At 66.9% G+C, this 24,860-nt stretch carries 25 protein-coding genes; 10 read left to right on the forward strand and 15 right to left on the reverse strand.

Annotated features, from left to right (window positions below):
• Positions 1-53 precede the first annotated feature (53 nt).
• Positions 54-410 carry a thiol-disulfide oxidoreductase DCC family protein gene (locus tag SBP02_RS14350; RefSeq protein WP_318642731.1) on the forward strand — a complete coding sequence of 119 codons (357 nt, stop codon included), beginning with the start codon at positions 54-56 and terminating at the stop codon, positions 408-410.
• 221 nt (positions 411-631) lie between these two features.
• On the forward strand, positions 632-946 hold the full coding sequence (locus tag SBP02_RS14355) for a YciI family protein (RefSeq protein WP_318642733.1): 315 nt from the start codon (positions 632-634) through the stop codon (positions 944-946).
• Between the two features lie 87 nt (positions 947-1,033).
• On the opposite strand, the gene SBP02_RS14360 is transcribed toward SBP02_RS14355, so the two are convergent.
• A complete protein-coding gene (locus tag SBP02_RS14360; protein WP_318642734.1) occupies positions 1,034-1,336 on the reverse strand; it encodes a cell division protein ZapA in 303 nt (100 codons plus the stop codon).
• Positions 1,333-1,581, reverse strand: a complete 249-nt coding sequence (locus SBP02_RS14365; RefSeq protein ID WP_318642736.1) for a hypothetical protein — start codon at positions 1,579-1,581, stop codon at positions 1,333-1,335. Before SBP02_RS14365 ends, SBP02_RS14360 begins: the two co-directional genes overlap by 4 nt.
• A gap of 498 nt (positions 1,582-2,079) precedes the next feature.
• Between SBP02_RS14365 and SBP02_RS14370 the strand changes: the two genes are divergently transcribed.
• Positions 2,080-2,496 carry a CBS domain-containing protein gene (locus tag SBP02_RS14370; protein WP_318642738.1) on the forward strand — a complete coding sequence of 139 codons (417 nt, stop codon included), beginning with the start codon at positions 2,080-2,082 and terminating at the stop codon, positions 2,494-2,496.
• Positions 2,497-2,525: 29 nt separating this feature from the next.
• On the opposite strand, the gene SBP02_RS14375 is transcribed toward SBP02_RS14370, so the two are convergent.
• From SBP02_RS14375 to SBP02_RS14385, 3 genes are all read right to left on the reverse strand, one after another.
• A complete protein-coding gene (locus tag SBP02_RS14375; RefSeq protein ID WP_318642740.1) occupies positions 2,526-3,506 on the reverse strand; it encodes a 1-phosphofructokinase family hexose kinase in 981 nt (326 codons plus the stop codon).
• A gap of 39 nt (positions 3,507-3,545) precedes the next feature.
• Positions 3,546-3,971 (reverse strand): 3-isopropylmalate dehydratase, encoded by a 426-nt coding sequence (locus SBP02_RS14380; RefSeq protein ID WP_318642742.1) that lies wholly within the window; start codon positions 3,969-3,971, stop codon positions 3,546-3,548.
• Between the two features lie 74 nt (positions 3,972-4,045).
• The gene (locus SBP02_RS14385; RefSeq protein ID WP_318642744.1) at positions 4,046-4,996 is read right to left on the reverse strand and encodes a GlxA family transcriptional regulator; all 951 of its coding nucleotides are present in this window, start codon (positions 4,994-4,996) and stop codon (positions 4,046-4,048) included.
• A 121-nt stretch (positions 4,997-5,117) separates the two neighbouring features.
• On the opposite strand from SBP02_RS14385, the gene SBP02_RS14390 reads away from it, so the two are divergent.
• A complete protein-coding gene (locus SBP02_RS14390; protein ID WP_318642746.1) occupies positions 5,118-5,744 on the forward strand; it encodes a cysteine hydrolase family protein in 627 nt (208 codons plus the stop codon).
• An 11-nt stretch (positions 5,745-5,755) separates the two neighbouring features.
• Here the strand turns inward: SBP02_RS14390 and SBP02_RS14395 are convergent, their stop codons facing one another.
• Positions 5,756-6,193 (reverse strand): HIT family protein, encoded by a 438-nt coding sequence (locus tag SBP02_RS14395; RefSeq protein ID WP_318642749.1) that lies wholly within the window; start codon positions 6,191-6,193, stop codon positions 5,756-5,758.
• A gap of 162 nt (positions 6,194-6,355) precedes the next feature.
• Between SBP02_RS14395 and SBP02_RS14400 the strand changes: the two genes are divergently transcribed.
• Positions 6,356-6,928, forward strand: coding sequence for a COG3904 family protein (locus tag SBP02_RS14400; RefSeq protein ID WP_318642751.1), 573 nt, complete (start codon positions 6,356-6,358; stop codon positions 6,926-6,928).
• Positions 6,929-6,981: 53 nt separating this feature from the next.
• Here SBP02_RS14400 and SBP02_RS14405 read toward each other — a convergent pair whose 3' ends face one another.
• Positions 6,982-7,404 (reverse strand): hypothetical protein, encoded by a 423-nt coding sequence (locus SBP02_RS14405; protein ID WP_318642753.1) that lies wholly within the window; start codon positions 7,402-7,404, stop codon positions 6,982-6,984.
• A 50-nt stretch (positions 7,405-7,454) separates the two neighbouring features.
• Here SBP02_RS14405 and SBP02_RS20960 point away from each other — a divergent pair, with 50 nt between their 5' ends.
• Positions 7,455-7,592 (forward strand): helix-turn-helix domain-containing protein, encoded by a 138-nt coding sequence (locus SBP02_RS20960; protein WP_404824395.1) that lies wholly within the window; start codon positions 7,455-7,457, stop codon positions 7,590-7,592.
• A gap of 152 nt (positions 7,593-7,744) precedes the next feature.
• Positions 7,745-8,065, forward strand: coding sequence for a hypothetical protein (locus SBP02_RS14410; protein WP_318642755.1), 321 nt, complete (start codon positions 7,745-7,747; stop codon positions 8,063-8,065).
• 69 nt (positions 8,066-8,134) lie between these two features.
• Here SBP02_RS14410 and SBP02_RS14415 read toward each other — a convergent pair whose 3' ends face one another.
• Positions 8,135-9,028 carry a DMT family transporter gene (locus tag SBP02_RS14415; RefSeq protein ID WP_318642757.1) on the reverse strand — a complete coding sequence of 298 codons (894 nt, stop codon included), beginning with the start codon at positions 9,026-9,028 and terminating at the stop codon, positions 8,135-8,137.
• 132 nt (positions 9,029-9,160) lie between these two features.
• Between SBP02_RS14415 and SBP02_RS14420 the strand changes: the two genes are divergently transcribed.
• From SBP02_RS14420 to SBP02_RS14430, 3 genes are all read left to right on the forward strand, one after another.
• Positions 9,161-9,625, forward strand: a complete 465-nt coding sequence (locus SBP02_RS14420; RefSeq protein WP_318642759.1) for an Lrp/AsnC family transcriptional regulator — start codon at positions 9,161-9,163, stop codon at positions 9,623-9,625.
• A gap of 398 nt (positions 9,626-10,023) precedes the next feature.
• Entirely contained in the window at positions 10,024-11,424 is a 1,401-nt protein-coding gene (rsxC, locus tag SBP02_RS14425; protein WP_318642762.1) for an electron transport complex subunit RsxC, read from the forward strand.
• The gene (locus SBP02_RS14430; protein WP_318642765.1) at positions 11,421-12,380 is read left to right on the forward strand and encodes an RnfABCDGE type electron transport complex subunit D; all 960 of its coding nucleotides are present in this window, start codon (positions 11,421-11,423) and stop codon (positions 12,378-12,380) included. The genes rsxC and SBP02_RS14430 overlap by 4 nt, the downstream gene beginning before the upstream one ends.
• Positions 12,381-12,798: 418 nt before the next feature.
• On the opposite strand, the gene SBP02_RS14435 is transcribed toward SBP02_RS14430, so the two are convergent.
• The 7 genes from SBP02_RS14435 to SBP02_RS14465 form a co-directional block, all read right to left on the reverse strand.
• Complete coding sequence (locus SBP02_RS14435; RefSeq protein WP_318642767.1) at positions 12,799-14,532, reverse strand: BCCT family transporter; 1,734 nt, start codon at positions 14,530-14,532, stop codon at positions 12,799-12,801.
• Positions 14,533-15,324: 792 nt separating this feature from the next.
• Positions 15,325-15,849 carry a DUF3087 family protein gene (locus tag SBP02_RS14440; RefSeq protein ID WP_318642770.1) on the reverse strand — a complete coding sequence of 175 codons (525 nt, stop codon included), beginning with the start codon at positions 15,847-15,849 and terminating at the stop codon, positions 15,325-15,327.
• A gap of 196 nt (positions 15,850-16,045) precedes the next feature.
• Positions 16,046-16,801, reverse strand: coding sequence for a class I SAM-dependent methyltransferase (locus tag SBP02_RS14445; RefSeq protein ID WP_318642772.1), 756 nt, complete (start codon positions 16,799-16,801; stop codon positions 16,046-16,048).
• Positions 16,802-16,872: 71 nt separating this feature from the next.
• Positions 16,873-20,928, reverse strand: coding sequence for an ATP-dependent RNA helicase HrpA (gene hrpA, locus SBP02_RS14450; protein WP_318642774.1), 4,056 nt, complete (start codon positions 20,926-20,928; stop codon positions 16,873-16,875).
• Positions 20,929-21,073: 145 nt separating this feature from the next.
• Positions 21,074-22,738 carry an amidohydrolase gene (locus tag SBP02_RS14455; RefSeq protein ID WP_318642776.1) on the reverse strand — a complete coding sequence of 555 codons (1,665 nt, stop codon included), beginning with the start codon at positions 22,736-22,738 and terminating at the stop codon, positions 21,074-21,076.
• 49 nt (positions 22,739-22,787) lie between these two features.
• Positions 22,788-23,888 (reverse strand): extracellular solute-binding protein, encoded by a 1,101-nt coding sequence (locus SBP02_RS14460; protein ID WP_318642778.1) that lies wholly within the window; start codon positions 23,886-23,888, stop codon positions 22,788-22,790.
• Entirely contained in the window at positions 23,881-24,858 is a 978-nt protein-coding gene (locus SBP02_RS14465) for a nitrilase-related carbon-nitrogen hydrolase (RefSeq protein WP_318642780.1), read from the reverse strand. The genes SBP02_RS14460 and SBP02_RS14465 overlap by 8 nt, the downstream gene beginning before the upstream one ends.
• Between the last annotated feature and the right edge of the window lie 2 nt (positions 24,859-24,860).

The raw sequence follows: 24,860 nt of genomic DNA on the forward strand, positions 1-24,860 counted from the left end.
TTCCCGCCCCACCCCGCTAGACTGACAACACCGCCCACCACCAGGCCAAGCCCATGGCCCGACTCAAGGTTTATTACGACGGCGCCTGCCCGCGCTGCGTGGCCGACCGCCGCCGCTACGAACGCCTCGCGCGGCACGACGACAGCGTCGAATGGGTCGATATCACCGGCAAGGAAGAGCAACTGCGCGCCGCCGGCATCGACCCCTACCGGGCCCTCACCGAACTCCATGTCCAGGACGAACAGGGGCGCATCCACCGCGAACTCGACGCCTACATCCTGCTCATGTCACGCACCCGGGCGTTACGCCCGCTGGCCTGGCTGCTCGACCTGCCCGGCCTCAAACCGCTGCTGTCCTGGTGCTACCGGCACTGGGTGCTGCGCCGCCTGCACCGCGAAGGGCGGCTGTAGCCCTGCCCTTCAGCGATCCAGCGGGCTCAACACAGCCAGAGAAGACAAGCACTGCTCGACCTCCACCGCGCCCATTTCGCGCCGGGTGATGCGCCTTTATGCCAGCCGTCAGCCCATGGCGGTATTTCCCCGACAGGTGTCGATTTCCCCCTCGGCCAGTCGACTAGGGTGTAAGGCATGCGCGCAGCGTGAGCCCCGTGGATTGACCCAGGAGGATTGAGATGGCCAAGTATCTGTTTGTGTATCACGGTGGTAGCAGCCCCCAAACCCCCGATGAGGTTTCCGGAGTGATGCGGGCCTGGAGCGACTGGTTTGCGTCCATGGGGGCCGCGGTGGCCGACCCCGGCAATCCTGTCGGCCTTTCGACCACCGTCAACAGCGATGGCTCGATCACCCACAACGGCGGGAGCAATCCGGCCAGTGGCTACAGCCTGATCGAGGCGGCGTCGCTGGACGCGGTCATCGAGCATGCACGCAAATGCCCGATCCTGGCGGCGGGCGGCAGCATAGAGCTCGCCGAAGTTATCGAGATGTAACCGCCCGGCCCCAGGGGCTGCGCATCGTCAGGGGTTGCCCGTGTTCGCCTCCAGGCAGTCCCTGCTCGCCGCGCCAGTGCCGGGTGCTCATGACTGGCGGATCAGGCCGGCGATGTCCGCGACCCGGGTACTCACCTGCTCCTCGAGCTGCTGGATGTCCTGGCGATGGCGCTGCTCCAGTTCGAGCTGCTGCGCACAGAGCTTCAGTGCCGTCAGCACCAGCAACCTGTCGCCCACCAGCGATGGCGAGGCGGCCTTGGTTTCGGCCAGGAGGCGCTTGAACAATTGCGTCGAGGCGCTCAGGGCCTGCTGTTTGCCGGCAGGCGCCTTGATGCTGTAGTCATTGCCGAGAATGGAAATGACGCTGACCGTTTCCCCTTCGAGGCTCATGCTTGGGCAGGACTCGCACTGGTGGCGACGCTGCCTGCGGCCAGCGCAACCAGGGCTTGAATGCGCGCCGCCGTGGCGCTGTGCAGCTCCTCCTGCTCCAATGCGCTGAGCTGCAGGCTGTCGTTCTCTTCCTTCAACTGGGCCAGTTCACCGCGTAGCTGCGCGTTGCTCTCCAGCAGTACCTTGTTCTCCTGGACGAGGTTACCGACAAGCTCTTCCAGCTGACTCAGATTATTTTCCAACATATTGATTACTCGGGCTTTTTGGCGGGGCGCCACAATAATGAAATGCGCCGGGAGAAGCCAGAGCAGTAGCCGCCTGGCATCTGCCCGCTGCGCGTTCTCGCCACGACCGGCACCCCGGTCGAAACGGGGACGCTGCCGGTGACGGCGAACCGCTCCTCCGACTGCCTGGGCCCGTGCACAGTTCCATTTTTCTCCCCGCCTGTACGAACCGGGCAGCCCAGGGCCATGCAGCAGTAGCAATGCGGCGCACCAAAAACGACTTTATTGCACCATCGTGCAACATCAGTTGTCGGCCACGCGAGCTCGGAAGCCGCGCCGGCAGCCAGCATAGCGCCCTTGGCGTGTTGCGGCCTGGAACTTGCTTTGGCCAGGTGCCCGGGCTCACCGCCCTGCTCCGCCCCTGCCGCGGCTGCGCAAACAGACTGCCCGGGCGGCATGACCCAAGCCTTCCCCCGACGCCCCACGTCAAGCGCGTCCGTCTCAACCTGGAGTAGCCCTGTGATTACTGCCTCTATCGCCCGCTGCATGAGCAAAGACTTCGCCGTGATCCACCCCGACATGCCGGTGGTCGCGGCGTCCGCCAGGCTGATGAGGCACGCCATGCTGGGCGGCCCGGTGGTCGACGCCGACGGTCTGCTGCTGGGCTGGATTTCCGAGCAGGAATGCCTGCAGATCAGCCTTCAGGTGGTCTACCACAACCAGCGGGTGGCCACCGTCCGCGACATCATGCGCACCGACGTGCTGTGCGTGAAGCTCGGCGACGACCCGCTCGAACTGGCCCAACAGATGCTCGGCGACAAGCCCAAGAGCTACCCGGTGATCGACGGCAGCCGCAAGGTGCTCGGCGTCGTCACGCGCCGCCATATCCTCAACCTGCTGATCGATCAGCTGGCCAGCTTCGGCAAAACCGCCTGAGCTCGCGGCGGGCGTCTTGCGCGACAGGCTCAGCCCTGCCCGTGGACCTGTAGCCAGGCGAACAGGCGCTCGGTATCCGCGAGCCGGCACAGCGCACCGCCCTCGCCGATGATCGCCGCACTGCCGGCCGCCACGCCGTAGCACAGCGCCTCGCGCCAGGGCGCACCGGCCGCCAGCTTCAGGGTCACCCCGGCCACCAGGCTGTCGCCCGCCCCCACGGTGCTACAGCGTTGCACCGTGGGCGCGGCAAGCCACTCGCGCCGGCCCTGCCCCACCAGCAACGCCCCCTGAGCGCCGAGCGACACCAGCACGTTCGCGCAGCCACCGCCGTCCACCAGTTCCCGGGCGAACCCGGCGAGCCGCTCCGGCCCGTCGATCGCCTCGCCGGCCAGGCTGCACAGCTCGTTGAGGTTGGGCTTGATCATGAACACCCCGCCCGCCTCCAGGGCCTGGCGCAGCGCCTCGCCGGAGCTGTCGAGGATGCAGCGTATCCCGCGCCCGATGACGTCATGCAGCAGACGCGGCAGGAAGTCGGCCGCCAACCCCGGCGGCAGGCTGCCGCTGATCACCAGGTACTCCGGCGTCGGCAGGGCCGCCACGGCCTCCAGCAGCCGCGTCTGTTCGGCCGCGCTGAGGCACGCCCCGGGCAGGACGAAGCGGTACTGCTGAGCACCGGCCTGCTCCAGCACGTTGAGGCATTCGCGGGTCCGCTCGGCGATGGCCAGGGGCTGAGTGGCCACCCCCTCGGCAGCGAGCAGCTCGACCAGCTGCTGGCCACTGGCCCCGCCGGCGGGAAACAGGGCCAGGGCACGGCCGCCCAACGCATGGATCGCCCGAGCGACGTTGATGCCGCCGCCACCGGGCGTGTAGATAGGGGGCGTGCAGCGCAGCTTGGCCTCCGCGCGCAGGCGTGGAATCTGGGTGGCGATGTCTAGCGCGGGGCTCAGGGTCAGGGTGACGATAGCGCCCCGGCCGCCGATCTTGCGCCTGGGCTTGTGGGAGGCGGTCATACCCAAAGCTTAGGCGACCGCCCCGGCGGCTGCGCTGGCTCAGGGGGCGACGGGGCGGATGTCGAAACCGCTCTTGGCCTCGCTGACGATACGAAAGTGCTGGCGCTGCCCGGGGCTCACCGGCACCGCCAGTTCCCGGCGCAGACGGCCCTTGCCGCACAGCGTGTCGTCCTGCTCGTCGATGCCGATGCCCAGCACCCGGGTGCCCGCCGGCACCTGGAAGCGCGCCCGCTCGCCGATGCCGATGCGCGCCGCCACCTTGCGGTCGACCAGCACCGCCACGTAGCAGCCACCGCCGAGCATGCCCAGGTCGCGCTCGACCACCAGCTCACCGCTGTCGGCGACGGCCTGCTGATAGGCCAGCAGGCGCTCGCCGGGCACCTGGCTGACATGCTCCGGGTCGGCGGGGAAGGATGAACAACCGGCCAAGGCCAGCAACGGCAGTACGGCGCAGATCAATCGCATGGAGCCCTCCATGGGCACGAGAAGTACCGCCTGAGTATTGGCAGGGTGGCGGCAACGCACAAGCCGGGATGCGACTAGCGCCCGCGAAAACTCTGCCGGTAGCCGCTCGGCGACACGCCGAACGCCCGGCCGAAATGCTGGCGCAGCGACACGGGCGAGCCGAAACCGGTCAAGCCGGCGATGGCCTCGATCGAATGCTCGCTGCCCTCCAGCAGGCGCTGGCTCAGGGCCAGACGCTCGGCCAACAACCAGTCGCCCAGGGTGCAGCCGGTGAGCTGGCGAAAGTGCCGGGTGAAGCTGCGCCGACTCAACAATGTCCGCTGCGCCAGGCTGTCCAGGCCATGGGGCTGGTGCAAATTGGCGCGCAGCCAGTCGAGCAGCCCCGCCAGGCGATCGTCTCGCTGGCTGGCCGGCAGCGGTTGCTCGATGAACTGTGCCTGGCCGCCCTGGCGATGCGGCGGGACCACCAGCCGCCGCGCCACCCCGTTGGCCACCTCGGCGCCGTGCTGGCGGCGCAACAAATGCAGGCAGCAGTCGATGGCCGCGGCCGTGCCGGCCGAGGTCAGCAATTGACCGTCCTCCAGATACAGCACCTCCGCGTTCAGGCGCACCCGCGGGAAGCGCGCGGCAAAATCCTCGGCCCAGGCCCAATGGGTCGTGGCGGCGCGCCCGTCGAGCAGGCCGGCCTCGGCTAGCACATAGGCCCCCAGGCACAGGCCGACCAGCCGTACACCGCGCTCATGGACCCGCACCAGCGCATCCAGCAACAGCTGCGGCGGCCGCTCGGCCGGGTCGTGCCAGCTCGGCACTATCACCGTCTGCGCCCACTCCAGCGCCTCCAGGCCATGGGCCACCTGCAGGTCGAAACCGGCCGTGGTGCCCAGCGTGCCCGCCTTCGCCGCACACACCCGCACCTCATAGAGATGCTTGCCCGGGCCTAGCTCGCCGAACACCAGACAGGGCACGGATAGATGAAAAGGCGTGATGCCGTCGAAGGCGACCACGGCAATTCGATGGGCAGGCATGGCGTTGTTCCGGAGCAGACGATTTGGCCCGATCTTAACGCACGCTGGCATTCGGGCCACTCACGGATAGCCACGAGGCGGGGGAACAATCAGCACCATCCCACACCCCGAGGAGCCTGCCATGAACCAGCAACCGAAACGCGCCCTGATCGTCATCGACGTGCAGAACGAATACGTCACCGGCAATCTGCGTATCGAATACCCACCCATCGAGCAATCCATGGCCAATATCGCCACCGCCATGGATGCCGCCACCGCCGCCGGCATCCCGGTGATCGTCATTCAGCACCTGTTGCCCGAAGACGCGCCGATCTTCGCCAGCGGCAGCCACAACGCCGAGTTGCATCCACTGGTGGCGAACCGCCCGCGCGACCATTTCATCCAGAAGCGGATGGCCAGCGCCTTCGCCGGCACCGACCTGGCGACCTACCTGCGGCAGCAGCGGATCGACACCCTCAGCGTGGTCGGCTACATGACCCACAACTGCGACGACTCCACCGTGCGCCAAGCCCGCCATGAGGGCTGGCAGGTCGAGCTGCTGCACGATGCCGCCGGCTCCCCCCCTTACCGCAACGCCTTGGGCAGCGCCACGGCCGAGGAGATCCACCGGGTGTTTTGCGTGGTCATGCACACCGGCTTCGCCGCGGTGCTCAGCACCGGCGACTGGCTGCAGGCCCTGGAAACCGGCGAAATACCGCAGGCCGACAACATCTACCAGTCCAACCAGCGGGCCCTGCGTGCCCGCTGAGTAGCGCCACCTCAATCCTCGATGCGCGCGACCAGGCGTGCCTGCAGCGCCGCCAGCTCGGCCGGGTCGGCCTTGTGGGCGGCGTGGATGCCCAGGCCCTGGCCGGCGAAACGCGGGATGATGTGCATGTGCAGGTGAAACACCGTCTGCCCGGCCGGCGCACCGTTGAACTGCGCCACCTGCACGCCGTCCGGCTGCAATTCCTCGACCAGCACCCGGGCCAGGCGCTGGGTCGCCGCCATCAGCTTGGCCAGGCTGTCCGCGTCGATCTCCAGCAGGTTGCGCGCCGCCACCCGCTTGGGGATCACCAGGGTATGGCCGAGGGACTGGGGAAACAGGTCGAGGAAGGCCAGCACCTCGTCGTCCTCGTACAGTTTGAAACAGGGGGCCTCGCCGCGAATGATCTGGGCGAAGATGTTCTGCGGATCGTAGTCACCATGCAGGCTCATCGGGTGTTCCTTTACCGGGGAGTCGAAGCGCGCACCTTAGCCGGTTGTCCCCGCCGCGGGAAAGCCCTGCCGCTTCCCGGCCCTGGCCCTGCGCCAGCAGATGCGCCGGCCGGCGGCTGCAGGTATCTTCTGCGCACCGCCGCTATCAGGACCCGTCACCTCATGCGCACACCCCTTATCCAGGCCGCACTGCTCTGCCTCTCGGCGCTGTGCTCGGCCGCCCTCCAGGCCAGGGTCGAAGTCGAGGCCGCCCACGACAAGCGCCTCGGCTCGGTGCTGGCCGCGCGGATCTCCGAGGACATCGCCCCGGGCGACTACGAGACCCTGCTACAAGGCCTGCGGGCCAACCCCGGCCGCTTCGACCGCAAGATCGTGCTGCTGGACAACATCGGCGGCAGCGCCCCGGAGGCCATCCGCATGGGCCGCTTGCTGCGCGAGACCCGTTTCGACGCCCTGGTGCCGAGCAACGGCGTCTGCCAGGGCAGCTGCATCTACCTGCTGGCCGCCGGGCACAAGAAGACCGTGCGCGGCCATGTAGGCCTGCACCGTCCGCCCTTCCCGGCCGGCGACTCGGTCCAGGCCCAGCGGCTCCAGGGCGGCCAAGGCTACAGCCCGGCCGCCTACTTCCGCGAGATGAACATCCCCACCGGCCTGGCCGAGGAGATGCGGCGCATCGAACCGCACAGGATGCGCGTGCTGTCGGCCGAGGAACTGGCGCGCTACCGGCTGAACTGAAGAGCAGCCGGCAGCCCCGCCGTGGCGCAAGCAGGGCCCCATCCGCCGCGCGTTCAGCCTTGGCCGACCTGTGGGTCGCGCAATTGCTGCTTGAAGGCCTGGGTCATCCGCTGGCCCTTGATCGCCGGCACCGCGAGGGCACTCAGGCCCAGCTTGCCCAGCTTGCCCAGCTTGCCCAGCATGATCAGGGTGGCGCTGGCCAGGGCATCGAGCCCCCAGAACAAGGGTTCACCGAGGAGGCCCAGCCAGGCGGGAGCCTGGTCCAGGGCGGCAATGGTCTGGATGCCCGTCAGCGCATGCAGCAGCAGGGCAACCCAGAAGCCGAAGCAATAGGGGCAGCGCCAGGCCTCGTAGAGATAGGCCAGTGGCGCCGGCAGACGCTCGACCATGCGGCTGAACCAGGTGCCCCACTCCGGCAGTTTTTCCCAGAGCAGCAGGTAGATCGACAAGCCCATCAGGACCAGGGTGATCTTCATATTCGGAGTGGATCACCAGCAACCGCCTGCATCAGGCCTGCAGCCGCCTGCTGCACAGCAACGCCTCGGTCGCCCGGGTCGCCGAACTGGTGGGCTGGCAGGATACGACCCACTTCATTCGCCAGTTCCGCAAACGCTTCGGCATGCCCCCGGGGGCGTGGCGCAGGCAGCAGCGACACGCCGACTGAGCGGCAAGCCCACGCCGGCCCACGGGCGTGGAGCCAGAGGACAGCTAGACCCTGGTCCCGTGCCGATTCCGTGCCTGGCATGGATAAAGCCATGTCCTGCGCTGTCGTATCGCAGACAGGCTGACGGAGTCTGCTCAGGCGGAGTGAATGAGATGAGCGTGAAGAACCTGCTGGGCCTCTGCTTGCTGGGCGCATTGGCCGGCGCCTGGCTGAACCCGGCGCTGGCCGACCATCGGCACGGGGACGACGAGTGGGAAGAGGAGTTCTGGGATGGGCCCTGCCGGGTCAAGCGTGAGTTCGACGACGGCGACTACAAGGAAGAGATCAAGTGCCGCCACGGCCACGGCGCCTTCTGGCGGCCCGGCAGGTGGAAGGACGAATACTGGGAGCGCGGCTGCCGGGTCAAGATCGAAGCCAAGCACGACAGCTTCAAGAAGGAGGTCGAGTGCAACGATGACGACGATGACGATTGAGCCCTGAGCGGAGGGGGTGCGGCGCCAGCCCCGAGCCGGGGCCAGCGTCCGCTCCCACTCGCTTAGCCGTCAGGCATTGGCCGGCAGCTCGGCCTTCTTCCACAACGACCAGCCCAGGGTCATGCCGGCGGCGGCCAGCAGGATGGCGCCGATGCCCAGCAGCTGCAGCGCCTGCAGCTGATGACCGAAGGCCAGGTAGTCCACCAGGATCGCCACCACCGGGTAGATGAACGACAACGCCCCGGTCAGGTGGGTCGGCAGCTTCTGAATCGCGCCGTACAGCAGGATGTACATCAGCCCGGTGTGCACCACGCCCAGGGTGACCAGCGCGCCCCAGCTGGCCGCACTCGTCGGCAGCAGCGCCAGGTTGGCGAAGGGCGCCAGCATCAGGATGCCGACGCACACCTGGATCAGGGCGATCAGGTGCGGCGGCGTGCCCTTGAGCTTCTTCGCCACCAGGGCGGCCAGGGCATAGAAGAAGGCCGCGCCCAGGGCCAGGAGGATGCCGCCGAGGTAGTCGCTGCCGACATAGCCGGCGCCGGGCTTGGCCTGCACGATCAGCAGCATGCCGGCGAAGGCCAGGCCCAGCCAGGCCAGCTTGGTCGCGGTCAGGCGTTCGCCGAGGAACAGCGCGCCGAGCCCCACCAGGATAAACGGCTGGGTGTTGTACACCGCCGTGGCGATGGAAATGGACGCCCGCGGGTAGGCGGCGAACAGCAGCAACCAGTTGAGCACGATGGCCACCCCGCCCAGCGCGGCGAGGCCCAGCAGGCGCGGCGTGAGGTGGCCGTGCAACAGGCCCAGGGCCGCGCACACCGCCAGCAGCACCGGCGCGCCGATGGCGCAGCGCCAGAACACCACATCCATCGCCGGCTGCCCGGAGTACAGGACGAACCAGCCGATGGTCCCGGAAATCATCATCGCCGCGGTCATCTCGACCGAGCCGCGCGTCTTGCCGTTCATGGAATACCTCCGTCAGTTGACGGGGACTACGATAGTATGGAGCCAGGCCATGCTACATAACCACAGAAAGGCCATTTGCTAAATAAACTTTATTATCTAAGGTAGATTGAACATTAACCTGAGACGAGAAAAATGCCGGACGATCTCGACCTGAAAATCCTCGACGCGCTGCTGCAGGACTCGCGCATCACCCTCAAGGAACTGGCCGCCCGGGTCGGCCTCTCCTCCCCTGCCACCTCGGAACGAGTACGCCGCCTGGAAGAGCGCGGGGTGATCCGCGGTTTCACCATCGAGATCGACCCCAGGGCGCTGGGTTACCAGTTGCAGGCCATCGTCCGCATCAAGCCGCTGCCGGGCATGCTGCACCGGGTGCAGCAACTGATCGAGGACACCGCCGAGTTCTGCGAGTGCGACAAGGTCACCGGCGACGACTGCTTCATCGCGCGCCTGTACCTGCGCTCCATCGACCAGCTCGACCATATCCTCGACCGCATCGCCGACAAGGCGCAGACCAGCACGGCCATCGTCAAATCCCAGCCGATCAAGCGCCGTCCACCGGGTCTCGGCCTGCGCGGGGCGGCCGAAGCGGCGAAATAAGCGCGCCTAGCTAAGCCGCACCGCTCGCCCCGGCGGGGATATCGGCGACCGTCACCCCAGGACCGCTGCTCGGGGCCGGAAAGACCCGGACTCCCGTCGTGCCGCCGGGCCGAGGGGGCGGTCGGTTCATGGCTGATAACTCTGTTCCCCTCTTGCTCTTTCAGGCATTGTCCCGGCGCCTCGCTGCTTGTGCTGCTGCTCATCCTGACCGACTGCTGAGCTACCGCCTGTCGGCAGAGTTGTTCAAAAAACGAACAAGTCGCCCTTTTAGCGCTCTGACTCACCTAGTGAGTGATCGAGTGTCCCGCCTCGTTTTTCCCTCAAAGCCCCTGGAGCAAGACTCTCTTATGTGCACGCCGCACAGGGGAGGTCTGTGTCCAAAAACTGGAGGACGGAAAATGTCCAGCCATTCGTTGCAGAGCGTCGAGCGCATGCCGCCTGCCCTCCGCACCCAGCACCAGGCCCAACAGCCGCCCTTGTGGCGTCGCCTGATCGCCATCGCCGCGCCGGCCCCCCATAGCTGGCGCGGCGGCATCAAGCTCAAGGGTTACAAGCAGCTGTCCAACGCCACGCCGATTGTCCCGCTACCGGCCGGGCACCTGCTGCTGACGATCCCCCTCGAGCGCGGTCGCCGTTGCGCCCAGCCCTGCGTGCAGCCGGGCCAGCGTGTGCGCAAGGGCGAAGTGATAGGCCAGGGCGATGGCAACACCCCCTGGGTGCATGCCAGCACCTCCGGCACCGTGCAACAGGTCGGGCCCGCCTTCGCGGCCGACTCGGCCGAGCCGGTGCTGGCCGTCACCCTGCGCGCCGACGGCCTGGACGAGTGGATCGAGCGCCCCGTGCCGGCGCCGCCGCAAAGCCCCGAGGCATTGGTCGAACGGGCGCTGCAGATGGGCATCGTCGGCCTCGGCGGGGCCGGCTTCCCCACGGCCCTCAAGCTGGCCGGCGCCGAGCGGCCCGACCTGCTGCTGATCAACGGGGCCGAGTGCGAACCCTTCCTGACCTGCGACGACCGCCTCATGCGCGAACGCGCCGCGGCGCTGATCGAGGCAGCCGACTACCTGGCCACCCTGCTGGGCATTGCGCAGACCCGCTTCGGTGTCGAAACCAACAAACCCGAGGCGATGGCGGCCTTGCGCAGCGCCGCCCGCCAGGCGCGCACCCCGGTCGAGATCCGTCCGCTGCCGACCCGCTACCCGGCCGGCGGCCAACCGCTGATGATCAAGAGCCTGAGCGGCCGCAACCTGGCGCCTGGCGCCCGACCGGCCGATATCGGCGTGCTGGCGCTCAATGTCGCGACGCTGTATGCATTGGGCCGCGCGGTGTTCCACGGCGAGCCGCTGATCTCCCGCGTGCTGACGCTGACCGGGGGCTGCGAATACCCCGGTAACGTCGAGGTGCCGATCGGCTACCCGGTCAGCGCCCTGCGCGCGGTGGCCGGGGCCTTTGCCGAGGGCCAGATGATCCAGGTCGGCGGCCCGATGATGGGCCAGCCCCTGCCGGACCCCGCCGCCGTCATCAGCAAGACCAGCAGCTGCCTGATCTTCGGCGCCGAGCGCTACCTGCCGGCCGCCGAGCCCGCGGCCAGCTGCATTCGCTGCAACCGTTGCGTGGATGTCTGCCCGATGTCGCTCCGACCGCTGGATCTCTACAGCGCCGCCCAGAACCAGGACCAGCCCAACCTGCAGGCACTGCGCCTGGACGACTGCATCGAATGCGGCAGCTGCAGCAGCACCTGCCCGAGCAACCTGCCGCTGCGCGATAGCTTCCGCCAGAGCAAGAGGGAGATGCGCCGATGAGCCTGGTCCATAGTCCGACCCCGCACCGACTCCGCACCCTGATGCTGCTGGTCAGCCTGTGCCTGCTGCCGGGCACCGTCCTCTATGCCTGGCAGTTCGGCCCCGTGGTCTGGCTGCAGACCTTCTGGTGCGTGCTGCTGGCCCTGGGCTTCGAAGCCGGTCTGCTGCACCTGCGCGGGCAGGCTGTGCGCGAGGGCTTGAGCGACCTGAGCTGGCTGGTGTTCGGCCTGATCCTGGCCCGGGCGCTGCCGCTGCTGGTACCGCTGTGGATGATGGCGGTGGCCAGCCTGGCCGCCCTCGCCCTCTGCAAGCACGGCAGCGGCGGCCTGGGCCGCAATCGCCTCAACCCCGCCATGGTGGGCCTGGGGATCATCGCCATCTGCTTCTACCAGCAGCTCTACCCGGCACCCGCCAACCAGGCACCCTGGACCCTCGAACTGGACGCCGGAGAAGTACTGCTGCAGCAGTTGCAACTGGCGCCGCGCCTGAGCCTGGATGCCTTCGCCGGCGCCACCCAGCTGGCCCTCGGGGAGTACAACCCGATCACCCCCAACCTGTCGGGATACGGCTATGTGGCGGGCGGCTTGATACTCGCGGCCCTGCGGGTGATCCGCATCGAGATTCCCCTGGCGATGCTCGGCAGCACGGCCTTGCTGGCCCTGGCCGCCGGCCACAGCCTGCAGGAAAGCCTGTACAGCCTCAGCCTAGGCGGCTGCCTGTTCACCGCCTTCTTCATCGCCACCGATCCGGTCACCAGCCCCGACACCCGTGGCGGGCGCATCCTGTTCGGCGCCACCATCGGCGTGCTGACCGAACTGATTCGCGAGTTCGGCCTGTACGCCGACGGCCTGTGCTTCGCCATCCTGGCCGCCAACCTGCTGGTGCCGCAGATCGACCGCCTGGTGCAACGCACGCAGCAGCCCTGGTATCACGAGCGCGCGGTGCTGGCCGGATAACCGCGCAGTGCAGGGTCGAGAATCTCGCACCCTCTGCCGAGTCGATCCAGGCAGGGTAGTCAGGCCATGACGCAGCCTGGACAGCGGCACCGCGCGACCGGTCAAGCAATCGATCAGGTCCGCGGCAACGCGGGGCAACAACTCGCGCTGGGCCCAGGGCGCGTATACCGCCAACAACACCGGCGCGCCGACGGCGCAGCGCCAGAACACCGCACCCAACGCCGGCTGCCTGGAATAGAGGACGAACCGGCCGAATCGCACGCCTGTACCTGTGCTCCATCGACCAGCTCAACCCTATCCTCGACCGCATCGCCGACAAGGCGCAGACCAGCACGTCGATCGTCAAATCGCAACCGATCAAGCAAGCGCCGGGCGAGGCGGAAGAAGCCCGAAGCCTCCGAAAGGGCTCCTCACAGCGCTATGACAGGTCGGCGACCTCCCGCTCGATCATGCGCTTGATGTGCTCCTCGCTGTCGACCATGGTTTCACTGTCCTCGCGCAGCGACTTGACCAGCCCCGCCATCATGGCCAGCAGCACGAAGGTGAAGGGCAGAGCGCCGGCGATCGACGCCGCCTGCAGCGACTTCATGGCCTGGTCTCCGCCGACGAGCAGCAGGATCAGCGTCACTCCACCCAGTACCGAGCCCCATATGATGCGCTGCTGCACCGGCGGGCGACGGCCGAACGCCAGCAGTCGGCCCAGCACCAGGGTGCCGGAATCGGCAGAGGTGACGAAGAAAATAACCACCACGCCCAGTGCCGCGGCCTTGGCGATTGTTGCGGTGATACCCGGCGTCAGCACATCGAAGATGTTGTAGAAGGCGCCGGCGTAGTCCCAATTGTTGACGGCGGCATCGTAGATACTCATGTCAGCGCCGTAGATGGCTTCGTTGATGCCCGCGGAACCGAGCACGCCGAACCAGACCAGGGCGACTACCGACGGGATGAACATCACACCGAGCATGAACTCGCGGATGGTGCGGCCGCGGGAGATACGCGCGATGAACATGCCGACGAAGCCAGCCCAGGCGATCCACCAGCCCCAGTAGAAGATGGTCCAGCCACCCTGCCAGGTGCGCTCTTCGGGGCTGCGCGCGGTCCAGAGTGTCATCGAGACTGCGTCGGAGAGGTAGTCCCCCATGGCGGTGACCGAGCTGGCGATCAGGTAGTTGGCGTCGCTGGCCAGCATGAAGTAGGACAGTATCGCGATGCAGATCCAGGAGTTCAGCGTCGACAGCTGCTTGATGCCCTTGGCGACGCCGCTGGTCGCCGAGAGAGTCGCGACGACTGTGATCAGGACGATCGACAGTACGGTGACGGTCTGGGACCTTTCCTCCAGCAGGCCGAGCGAGATCAGGCCTGCGCCGATCTGCTCGACGCCGAGTCCGAGCGTCGTGGAAATGCCGAAGATGGTGCCGAATACGGTCAGAATGTCGACGGTGTGACCGATCGGGCCATAGATCCTGTCGCCGATCAGCGGATAGAGCGCCGAGCGCATCGACAGCGGCAGGCCCTTGCGGAAGGCGAAGTACGCCAACGATACGCCGACGATGCCGTACATGGCCCAGGCGATGGTGCCCCAGTGGAAAATGGTCAGCTTGATACCGCCGGCAGCGGCTTCGGCGACCAGGTCGCTGGGAACCGGAAACCCTTCGTCGCCGGGCAACAGTCCCTGCTCCAGTGCGATCCTTTTGGCGTCGAAAAAGGCCGCAACCGCTGACTTCACCTCATGGCTGAGGAAGGGGTTGCCGCCGCTCCAATCGCTGGCGAAGTGGATCATCGGCTCGGACACGCCAAAGAACAGCAAGGCGGCGCCGGTGCCGCAGCCGAAAAGCATCGAGAACCAGGCGAAATTGCTGAATTCAGGCCTGTCGTCATCGCGCCCGAGACGTATTTTGCCGACGCGCGAGCAGGTGATGTACATGCAGACCGCGAAGGCCAGAAACATCATCAGCACGTAGTACCAGCCCAAGGTGCTTTCGATCCAGGTCTTCAGGCCGAGAAACTGTTCGCTGGCCGTCTTGCCGAGCAAGATCGCATACAGCATGAAAAACACGATCATGCTGATGGCGGTTATACCAAGGGTCGGATTCAACCCTTTCAATATGCCTCTCTGCTCGATAAGAGCATCTAGACGTTCATTGGAGAGCATGGGCTTTCCTCGCAAGAGAGTGTTAGGTGAGTCCTTGTTATTGTGTTGTTCATGACCTAATAGGGGCTGGCAAGAAATTCCCAGCTATCCTCCGTGGGGCTGTAGGTTCATGTTCCTCAGTCCGGCAACGGACATATCCCTCCATCCGACTTGACGTCCGATATTGCGCATTGAATAGCGGACGCTTGCTGAGCTGCGACGATGTTTCGGCTTTGGGCAGGTTTTTTGATAGTGCAATCGCGTCCGCACCGGCTAGCGTTGGCGGCAAATGCTCTTATTTTTATTTATGTCTATGAATACTTAAGCACTTGATAATGCCCAGCGCTGACAGGGCTGTAAACCGCTGACAGGCTAATGACTGGCATTAGCCAAGCTTATGCCACAACTGACAACGAGAATGTCGTCGAGTGAAATGCAATGTATTGGGCTGGTCGTTATCACTGCCAACGCAAGGCTAAAAGAGAACCTAGTCAGTAAGTTTTTGTTTTATTTTTGCGCAGTTTAAGTTCCTCGAAGGGCAGTCTGGCTGATACTGCGGGAAAGCGTTCCGTGGCTCTCCACAGAACAACCATCCACCCGGCACGAACTTGAGGACCACGTAGGATGAACAACATTGCCTTGCTCACCTATTTCTGCGCTCGGCCGCGCGGAGTCGATCTTGTTTTTGCGGCCGGCTGCCGACGACCCAGACTAATTAGATCAGGGTGAGCCCCGCCAAGAGCCCCCTCGACAAGCCTGGCTACGCCGCACTATCTCGGGCTCATCGGCCGCGCATCAGCGAGCGCCAGCGGCTCACTGGAAGCCTTTGACCGCCTCCAGCCAGGCCGGGTCGAGTCGGCTTTGCTGCGGCTCCAGGCCGCGCTGCTGCATGGCCTCGCGGTGGCTGTCGATCTCGCGCACCATCTGGCTCAGTTCGCCGCTGTTGCCGTCCAGCTGGTGCATCTGGATCAGGCCCAGGTGGTAGAAGCGCAAGAGCTTGAGCGCATGCTCGTCGCCGGCCGCCACCCCGGCCTTGACCTGGTGCATCTGGTTGGTGATGCGCATCAGGCTGCGCTTCAGATGCCAGCCATACACCGCCGCCGCCATAAACGGCCGCGACCACAGGTGCAGGCGCACCAAGGCGAGGGTCAGGAGCAAGCCGACGAGCACGCCGGCCAGGTTCCACCTGAAGTTGTCGCCGCCGGGTGTGCCCAGCAGCTGGGTGCTGGCGGTGGCGCAGAGCATGCTCAGCAGCAGGAACAGCAGCGCGATCACCAGGGTGCTGCGACGGGTCTGCCGACGGTAATACTCGGGGTTCATGGGCTGGATTTCGAACATGGTGACTGGAATGCTCCTGATGCAAGACCGAAGTCGAGACGAGACGATGCAACTGAGTGGGGTTCCGCAATACCCGGCTGAAAAAAACAAGACGGGGCCCCGCCGACAGACCAGCAGGTTACCGACCACCCAGGACAAACGGTTTGCCTATCGCGCTCCGTCTCGAACAATGGCGCGGTCCCCTTTATGACCTGCTTCAGGTGCGTCTGGCCTCGAAGCTAATCATGGCGCAGCCCTGCTTGGGTGCCTGACCGGGCTGGTAATCGGCGAAGACACAGATATCGGTGAAACCCTCCTGGCGCAGCAGCAACTCGAACTCGGCGACACCCCACCAGCGCAGGCTGAAACGCTCCAACTCGGCGCTCGCCAGGCGGCCATGGCACCAATGCTCGTAGCGCAGGTAGCTGTGCCTGGTCTGGTCGACGAAGTCGACGTGCAGCGGCTGCTCGGTCAAGGTGAGCCACTCGTCGTCGGACACCGTCCAACTGCGAGTACTACCCTCATTACGAATCAACGCACCGCAGGGATCCAAGTCGATAATCAACCGGCCATCAGCCTGCAGGTGTTCGCGAAAACGACGCAGCACGGCACGCGCCTGGGCGAAGTCAGTCACTAGTTGGAAGGAGCCGGCCGGCACTATAACGGCGGCAAAACGTTGCTCGTAGGCGAAGCTCTCGAAACGCTGACAACTCAGCGCTGGCTCCAGCCCCAGATGCCGAGCATGTGCACGGCAGCGCTCCAGCATTTCTTCGGAGGCGTCGAAACCCTGGACATCCAGGCCCTCTCGCAGTAGCGGTAGCAGCACCCGACCATTGCCCACTGCAGGTTCCAGAATCGGCCCGCGACAGTCATGCAGCCGCTGCGCGTAAAACTCGATGTCACCGAACGAGCGGCCAATGGGCTTGTCTAGGTCATAGACCCAGGAGGCCAAAGTCCCATAACGATTTTCCATGTGGGAACTCCTTGTTTCCATGTGAAAACTCCTTGTGACTGCCGCTGCGCAAGCACAGTGGAAAGTGACTATCAGCCTTCGACCTGCCCCCACTGCTTGCTCAGGCGCTTGTCCGACACCGCCATCTTGGTGCCCAGTTGCTGGGCGAACAGCGAGACGCGGTACTCCTCGAGCATCCAGCGGTACAGCTGCAGGTTCGGATCGCGCTTGCCCTCCTGGCCGTGCTTGGCCAGGCGGGCCTGGTATTGCTCCCAGCAGGCGGTGAGCTCGCCGGTCCACACCCGGTCGCGCTGCACCTGGCTGCCGACCTTGTCCAGGCGCTGTTCGATGGCCTTGAGGTAGCGCGGCAGCTCCTTGAGCCATTCGCCCGGGGTCTCGCGCACGAAGCCCGGGTAGACCAGATTGGCCAGCTGCTGCTTGATGTCGTTCAGGGCCATGGCCTGGGCCAGGTCGATCTTGCCCTTGAAGCGCTTCTGCAGGCCGTGCCAGAGCTTGAGGACCTCCAGGGCGAGCCTGGCCAGGCGCTCGGCGTGGGCGGTCCAGTCGCCGCGCTTGCGCTCGGCCAGGGCCGCCAGGGCGGCGCCGTCGCGCGGCAGGCTGGCCTCGCCCTCGAGGATGCAGGCGTCCAGGCTGGCCAGGAGGATGTCCTCGACCAGCGCCTCGATACGCCCCAGCTCGCGGTGCAGCAGGCCCAGTTCGGTCAGCCCCGGCAGCTTGCCGCGCAGGAACTTGCCCTGCTCGGCCAGCTGCTGCAACAGCAGGCGCTGCAGGGCGCGGCGATGCTGGTAGTCGGCCTCGGCCTGGGTCGGAAAGCGCCCCTCCTTGACCACCCCGCCCTCCTCCACCAGGGCCGGGAACACGGTCATCGACAGACCGGCGATCTGCTGCTGGGTCTTCTCGGCGACCTGGGCGAAGGCCTTGGCCTCCACCGCCTTCGGCGTCTGGTCGGCCCGGGGGATGGCCAGGGCGGCCTGGCTGGCCTCGGCGAAGCGCGCGCACAGCTCGGAAAGCATGCGGCCCTCGCCCAGCGGCTTGCCACGGCTGTCGACCACCTCGATGTTCATCCGCAGGTGATCCTCCAGTTGCGCCTCGGCCTCGCTCCAGGCCTCCTCGCCGATGCGCACGCCGGTCATGCGCAGCAGCTCGCGGCCCAGGGCCTCGGGCAGCGAGCCCTGGGCAAAGGCGATCTTGGCCAGCGCCGCGCCGACGAAGTCCGGCACCGGCACGAAGTTCTTGCGCAGGGCCTTGGGCAGGTTGCGCACCAGGGCCACACACTTAGCCTCCAGCAGACCGGGCACCAGCCACTGCAGGCGCTCGGCCGGCAGTTGCGGCAGCAGCGGCGCCGGCACCCGCAGGGTGACGCCGTCGCGCGGGTGGTTGGGCTCGAAGTGGTAGGCCAGCGGCAGGCTCAGCTCGCCCAGCTGCAGGTTGTCGGGGTACTGCGCCGCGGTGACTTCCTTGGCGTCGCGCGCGAGCACATCCTCCTCGCGCATGATCAGCAGCTGCGGGTCCTGGGCGCTCTCGCGCTTGTACCAGCTGTCGAAGCTGGCGGTCTGGTAGATGTCCGCCGGCAGGCGTGCCTCGTAGAAGGCGAACAGGGTTTCCTCGTCGGCGAGGATGTCGCGCCGGCGCGCCTTGGCCTCCAGCGCGTCGAGCTGCTCGAGCAGCTGGCGGTTGGCGGAGAGGCACTTGGCCCGGCTGTGGATATCGCCGCCGACCAGGCCCTCGCGGATGAACAGCTCCCGCGACACCGGCGGATCGATCGGGCCGTAGTGCACCGGGCGGCGGCCGACCACGATCAGGCCATAGAGGCTGATCTGCTCGTAGGCCACCACCTGGCCGCGCTTCTTCTCCCAGTGCGGCTCCAGATGGTTCTTCTTGACCAGGTGCGGCGCCAGCGGCTCGAGCCAGTCCGGCTCGATCCTGGCCACCATGCGGGCGAACAGCTTGGTCGTTTCCACCAGCTCGGCGGCCATGAGCCACTGCGGGCGTTTGCGCCCCAGGCTCGAGGAGGGATGCACCCAGAAGCGCCGCTGGCGCGCGCCGAGGTAGTCGCCCTCCTCGGTCTTCTGGCCGATCTGGCTGAGCAGGCCGCTGAGGATGGCCTTGTGCACCTTGGCGTAGTCGGCCGCGCGCTGTTGGGCCTCGTCCTTGGCCGCCTGCGCGGGCGCACGGTTGGCGCCGTCAGCCTTGGTGGACAAGCCTGCGGCGTTGTCCACCCTGCCCTTGCTGCGCGCGTCTTCCGCCCTACGCTGGCCGGAACCCTCCGTCCTGCGGCTGTCGGCGAGTTTCAGCTCGCGGGCGATCAGCACCAGCTGGCGATGGGCGTCGCGCCACTCGCGCAGGCGCAGGTAGTTGAGGAAATTCTTCCGGCACCAGTTGCGCAGGGCGTTGGAGCCCAGGGCCTGGCGCTGCTCCTCGAAACCGCGCCACAGATTGATCAGCGCGGCGAAGTCCGAGTCGACGTCCTTCCACTGGGCGTGGGCCTGGTCGGCGGCCTGCTGGCGGTCGGCCGGGCGTTCGCGCACGTCCTGCACCGACAGCGCGCTGGCGATGATCAGCACCTCGTCCAGGCTGCCCTGCCTGGCGCCTTCGAGCACCATGCGGCCCAGGCGCGGGTCCACCGGCAGGCGTGCCAGCTGGCGCCCCAGGGGGGTCAGCTGGCCCTCGCGGCTGACCGCAGAGAGTTCCTGCAAGAGGTTGAAGCCGTCGCTGATGGCCTTGCCGTCCGGCGGCTCGATGAAGGGGAAGGCGTCGATCTCGCCGAGGCGCAGGTGCAGCATCTGCAGGATCACCGCCGCCAGGTTGGTGCGTAGGATCTCCGGGTCGGTGAACTCGGGCCGGCCGAGGAAATCCTCCTCGCTGTACAGGCGGATGCAGATGCCCGGCTCGACCCGGCCGCAGCGGCCCTTGCGCTGGTTGGCGCTGGCCTGGCTGACGGCCTCGATGGGCAGGCGCTGGACCTTGGCGCGGTAGCTGTAGCGGCTGATGCGCGCGGTGCCACTGTCGATCACGTAGCGGATGCCCGGCACGGTCAGCGAGGTCTCGGCGACGTTGGTGGCCAGGACGATCTTGCGCCCGGGCATGGGCTGGAAGATCTTCTGCTGCTCGGCCGGGGTCAGGCGGGCGTACAGCGGCAGCACCTCGGTGTGCTTGAGCTGGGCCTTGCGCAACACCTCAGCGCAGTCGCGGATCTCCCGCTCGCCGGGCAGGAACACCAGCACGTCGCCGGGGCGCTTGCCCTCGCTGCGCTCGAAGGCGGCCAGCTCGTCGAGGCTGGCGAGTATCGCCTGGTCGACCGAGAGATCCTCCTCGACCCGGTTGCCCTCCTCGTCCTGCTCGGCGGCCAGCGGCCGGTACCAGGTCTCCACCGGGTAGGTACGCCCGGATACCTCGACCACCGGCGCACCGCCGAAATGCTTGGAGAAACGCTCCAGGTCGATGGTCGCCGAGGTGATGATCAGCTTCAGATCCGGCCGGCGGGCCAGCAGGGTCTTCAGGTAGCCCAGCAGGAAGTCGATATTGAGGCTGCGTTCGTGGGCCTCGTCGACGATGATCGTGTCGTACTTGTCGAGGAAACGGTCGTGCTGGGTCTCGGCCAGCAGGATGCCGTCGGTCATCAGCTTGATCAGGCTGCGCTCGTTGCTCTGGTCTTCGAAGCGCACCTGGTAGCCGACCAGCTCGCCCAGGGGCGTGCCGATCTCCTCGGCCACCCTTGTCGCCACGCTGCGCGCTGCCAGGCGCCGGGGCTGGGTGTGGCCGATCAGGCCGTGCAGGCCGCGGCCCAGCTCCAGACAGATCTTCGGCAGCTGGGTGGTCTTGCCCGAGCCGGTCTCGCCGGCGATCACCACCACCTGATGCGCGGCGATGGCGGCCTTGATCTCCTCGCGTTTGGCGGCGATGGGCAGGGCGTCGTCGTAGCGCATGGCCGGCACGCTGAGCCGGCGCGCCTCGACCTTGGCGGCGGAGGCCTGGAAGCGCTCCAGCCACTGCGCCAGCTTGGCCTGATCCGGCTGCGCCTGCTTGCGCAACTCGTGCAGCTGGCGGCGCAGGCGGTGGCGGTCGGCGATCAGGGCCTGGTCGAGGTTTTTCAGCAGTTGATCGAATGCGTGAGTCTGGTCGGTCATCGGGGCCGTGATGCAGTCATGCCGGAGTGGGCGCCAACGGCGCCCGCTCGCAGCGGGAAAATTAGCCGGCGATTGTCGCAGATTTCCCTCTACGGCGCCCAAGCCGGCTCACCCCCGCCTGTTTCCGCCCGGTCGCCCGCGCTCCTCAGAATCCCTCGGCGCGGTACACCTGCTCGCCACCGAGTAGGGTCCAGAGCACCCGGGTCTGGCCGAGCTGCTCGAGCGGCAGCTGGAAGATGTCGCGGTCCAGCACCACCAGGTCGGCCTGCTTGCCCACCTCCAGCGAGCCGGTGTCCTGCTCCTGACGCAGGACATAGGCAGCGTCCAGGGTATAGGCACGCACCGCCGCGGCGAGGCTCGGCAGGCTGCGCTCGCCCAGGCTCAGGGCGTTGTGCATGATGCCCAGGGGCGACAGCGGATTGACGTCCCAGTCGGAACTCAGGGTGACCCGCGCGCCGCTGTCATGCAGCTGGCCCAGCGGCAGCAGTCGATAGGCGCGCTGACCGATCAGCGGCTCGTTGTCCTCGAGGAAAGACGGCGCGAAGTAACGGCTCGGCTGGAAGTCGGCGGTGACGTTCAATTGCTTGAAGCGCGGCAGGTCGGCCTTGTCCACCAGCTCGACGTGGGTCAGGCGGTGCCGCCCCTGGCCGCCGCCGGCCTCGATGGCGTCCAGGGCATCGCCTACCGCCTGGTCGCCGATGGCATGGATATGCATATCGAAGCCTGCCTCGGACAGCTCGCCGACATAGCGCCGCAGCCGCTCGGGGCCGAAGTAGTACAGCCCCTTGCGGTCGACCCCCGGCAGGCTCTGGCGGTAGGGCTGCTGCAGCCGTGCGGTGGTGTTGTGGATGATGCCGTCGACGTAGAACTTGATCTGGTTGACCCGCAGCAGGCTGTGCGCGTCGCCGGGTCGATACAGGGCCTTGAGCACGGCCAGTTGCTGCTCGTCGTCCAGCGACGGGTAGGCCCACAGGCCCAGGGCGGTGCGCACCTTCAGTTCGTCGCGTTCGGCGGCCTTCTGCCAGGCCTCGAGATGGCCCCGGCGCCAGAACACCCGGGCATCGGCCACAGAGGTGATGCCGTTCTTCGCCAGTTCGTCCTGGCCGGCCAGCACCGCCTGGTAATAGACCTCTGCCAGCGCCCTGGACGGCGGCAGGGCCTGGTCCAGCGCCAGGTCGCCGGCATTGTCCAGCACCAGGCCGGTGGGCCGGCCGTCCTGGTCGCGCAGGATCACCCCGCCGACCGGATCGGGGGTGTCGGCGTCGATGCCCGCCAGCGCCAGGCCCTTGGAGTTGAGCCAGTAGGCATGGGAAGTCTGCTCCATCAGGGCCACCGGGCGGTCCGCCACCACGGCATCGAGCAAATCCCGCGGGGCCTGGTCCGCCTCCAGCAGGGTATGCAGGGCGAAGCCCCAACCCAGCAGCCAGTCGCCCTCATCCCCGGCGTTACAAGCTTCGACCTCGGCCAACCACTGCGCCACGCCCTCCCCGGGATCGAGGGTGCAATTGCCCTGGGCCTCCGAGGAGGCATCCAGCACATGGGCGTGGCTGTCCTGAAAACCGGGTAACACCAGACGCCCGCCCAAGTCGACACGCTCGGTCTGTCCGTCGACATGGGCCTGCAGCGCCTGGCTATCACCCACGGCGAGAATGCGTCCGTCGGCGCCGATGGCCAGGGCGCTGGCCCAGGGCTGCCGCTCGTTGACCGTGTAGATCTTGCCGTTTTCCAGCAGCCTGGCCGCCGACTCGGCGGCCTCGAGAGAGGAACCGGCGAGCATCAGCAGCCCGGCCAGGGTCAGGGAAATTCGCATGAAAAACCTCATCGATAGAATGGCGGCTGCACATCCGGCCGCGGACTGGCTACTGCGCCGTGGCCGTCTTGAACGCGGTCCAGGTGCGCATGCGCGCACGCATGTCGCGCTGCGGGATGTCCTTGCCGGGGAACAGCCGCGCGTAACTCGCCTCGCTCGGGTAGATGTCCGGGTTGTCGCGCATCTGCGGATCGACGGCGGCACGCGCCTTGGCGTTGGAGGTGGGGTAGCCGGTGAAGTTGGAGATGGCCGCCATGTTCTCCGGGCGCATGACGAAGTTGATGAAGGCGTAGGCGTACTCCGGATGCCTGGCGTCCACCGGGATCGCCATGGTGTCCATCCACACCGCGGAGCCCTCGCTGGGGATGCGGTACTGGAAGTCCATGGGCTTGCCGGCGGCGTCCGCGGCGCGTTGGGCCTGGGTCATGTCGCCGCTGTAGCCGAGCGACAGACAGAGGTTGCCGTTGACCAGATCGGTGACCGGCTGCGACTGCAGCTTGGTCACATAGGGGCGCAGCTTCATCAGCAGGGCTTGCGCCGCCTCCAGGTCCTCAGGCTTGGCGCTGCGCGGGTCGCGCCCCAGGTAGTGCAGCGCCACCGCCAGCACTTCGTCGGGGGAGTCGATCAGGGAGATCCCGCAGTCGGCGAACCTGGCCGCCAGCTCCGGCTTGAACAACATATCCAGACTGTTCACCGGCGCGCCCGGCGCCCGCTGGCGGATCATCTCGGCGTTGTAGGTCAGGCCGACCGTGCCCCAGGTGTAAGGCACCGTGGCATCGCGGGAGTTGGGGTACTGGGCGTGCAGCGCCCGCAGGCCCGGCTCGATGTCGTCCAGTTCGGTCAGCTTGGCCTTGTCCAGCGGCTGCAGAGCGCCGGCGCGCATCAGCCGTTCGGCCACGGTGTCGCCGGGGAAGATCAGGTCGTAGCCGCTGCCGCCGGACATCATCTTGGCTTCCAGCGTTTCGCTGCTGTCCATCACGTCGTAGACCACGCGGATACCGGTCTCGGCGGTGAACTGGGTCAGGGTGTCCTCGGCGAAGTAGTCCGCCCAGTTGTACAGGTGCAGCACCTTCTCCTCGGCCAGCAGCGGCTGGCTCAGCAGCCCCAGGCCCAGGGCCAACGCGGCCAGTGGTTTGCTGTGCTTATTCATCGTGAACTCCTCGCGCCGTCCAGCGCACATGGGTTTGACGACCGTCCAGGCCCAGCAGGGGCCCGTACATTTCCGGGCGGCGATCGCGGTAGATGCCCCAGGTCAGGCGCTCTTCGCGCATGGCCGGCAGATCCAGGGTCTGCACCAGCACGCCGGTCGAATCGCGGTCGGCCTCGACCAGCTTCTTGCCCTTGTGATCGGTGATGAACGACGAGCCGTAGAAACTCATCGCCAGTTCGGGGTCGTTGCTCGCCACCTCGCGGCCGACGCGGTTGGCGGCGACCACCGGCAGGATGTTGGCGGCGGCATGGCCCCGCATGCACATCTGCCAGTGATCGCGCGAATCCAGCGCGACGGCGCCCGGCGTACCGACGCCCGGCGTCGCGGCCCCCGACGTAGCGACGCCCGACGTGACGACGCCCGGCTCGGAGCCGATGGCGGTGGGGAACAGCAGCACCTCGGCGCCCTGCAGGGCCAGGCAACGGGCGGTCTCGGGGAACCACTGGTCCCAGCAGATGCCCACCCCGAGGCAACCGAAGGCGGTGTCCCAGACCCGGAAACCGGTGTCGCCGGGGCTGAAATACTCCTTCTCCTGATAGCCGATGGCGTTGGGAATGTGGGTCTTGCGGTAGACACCGAGCAAGCGACCGTCGGCGTCGGCCACGCTCAGCGAATTGAAATAGGCATTGCCGGCCTTCTCGAACCAGGACAGCGGCAAGACCACGCCCAGCTCCCTGGCCAGGGCGGCGAAGCGTTTGAGCACCCGGCTGTTGCCGTACTCCTCGGCCAACGCCAGGTGCTTGTGGTCCTGCTCGATGCAGAAATAGGGCGTGGCGAACAGCTCCTGCAGCAGGATCACCTGGGCGCCCTGGGCGGCCGCCTGGCGCACCAGCTGCTCGGCCTGGTCGAGATTGCGCCCGAGCTCCCAGCTGCAGGCGAACTGGGTGATGGCGATGCACAGTTTGCTCATGC

Source organism: Pseudomonas benzenivorans (genome assembly GCF_033547155.1).
Lineage (GTDB): Bacteria > Pseudomonadota > Gammaproteobacteria > Pseudomonadales > Pseudomonadaceae > Aquipseudomonas > Aquipseudomonas benzenivorans_B.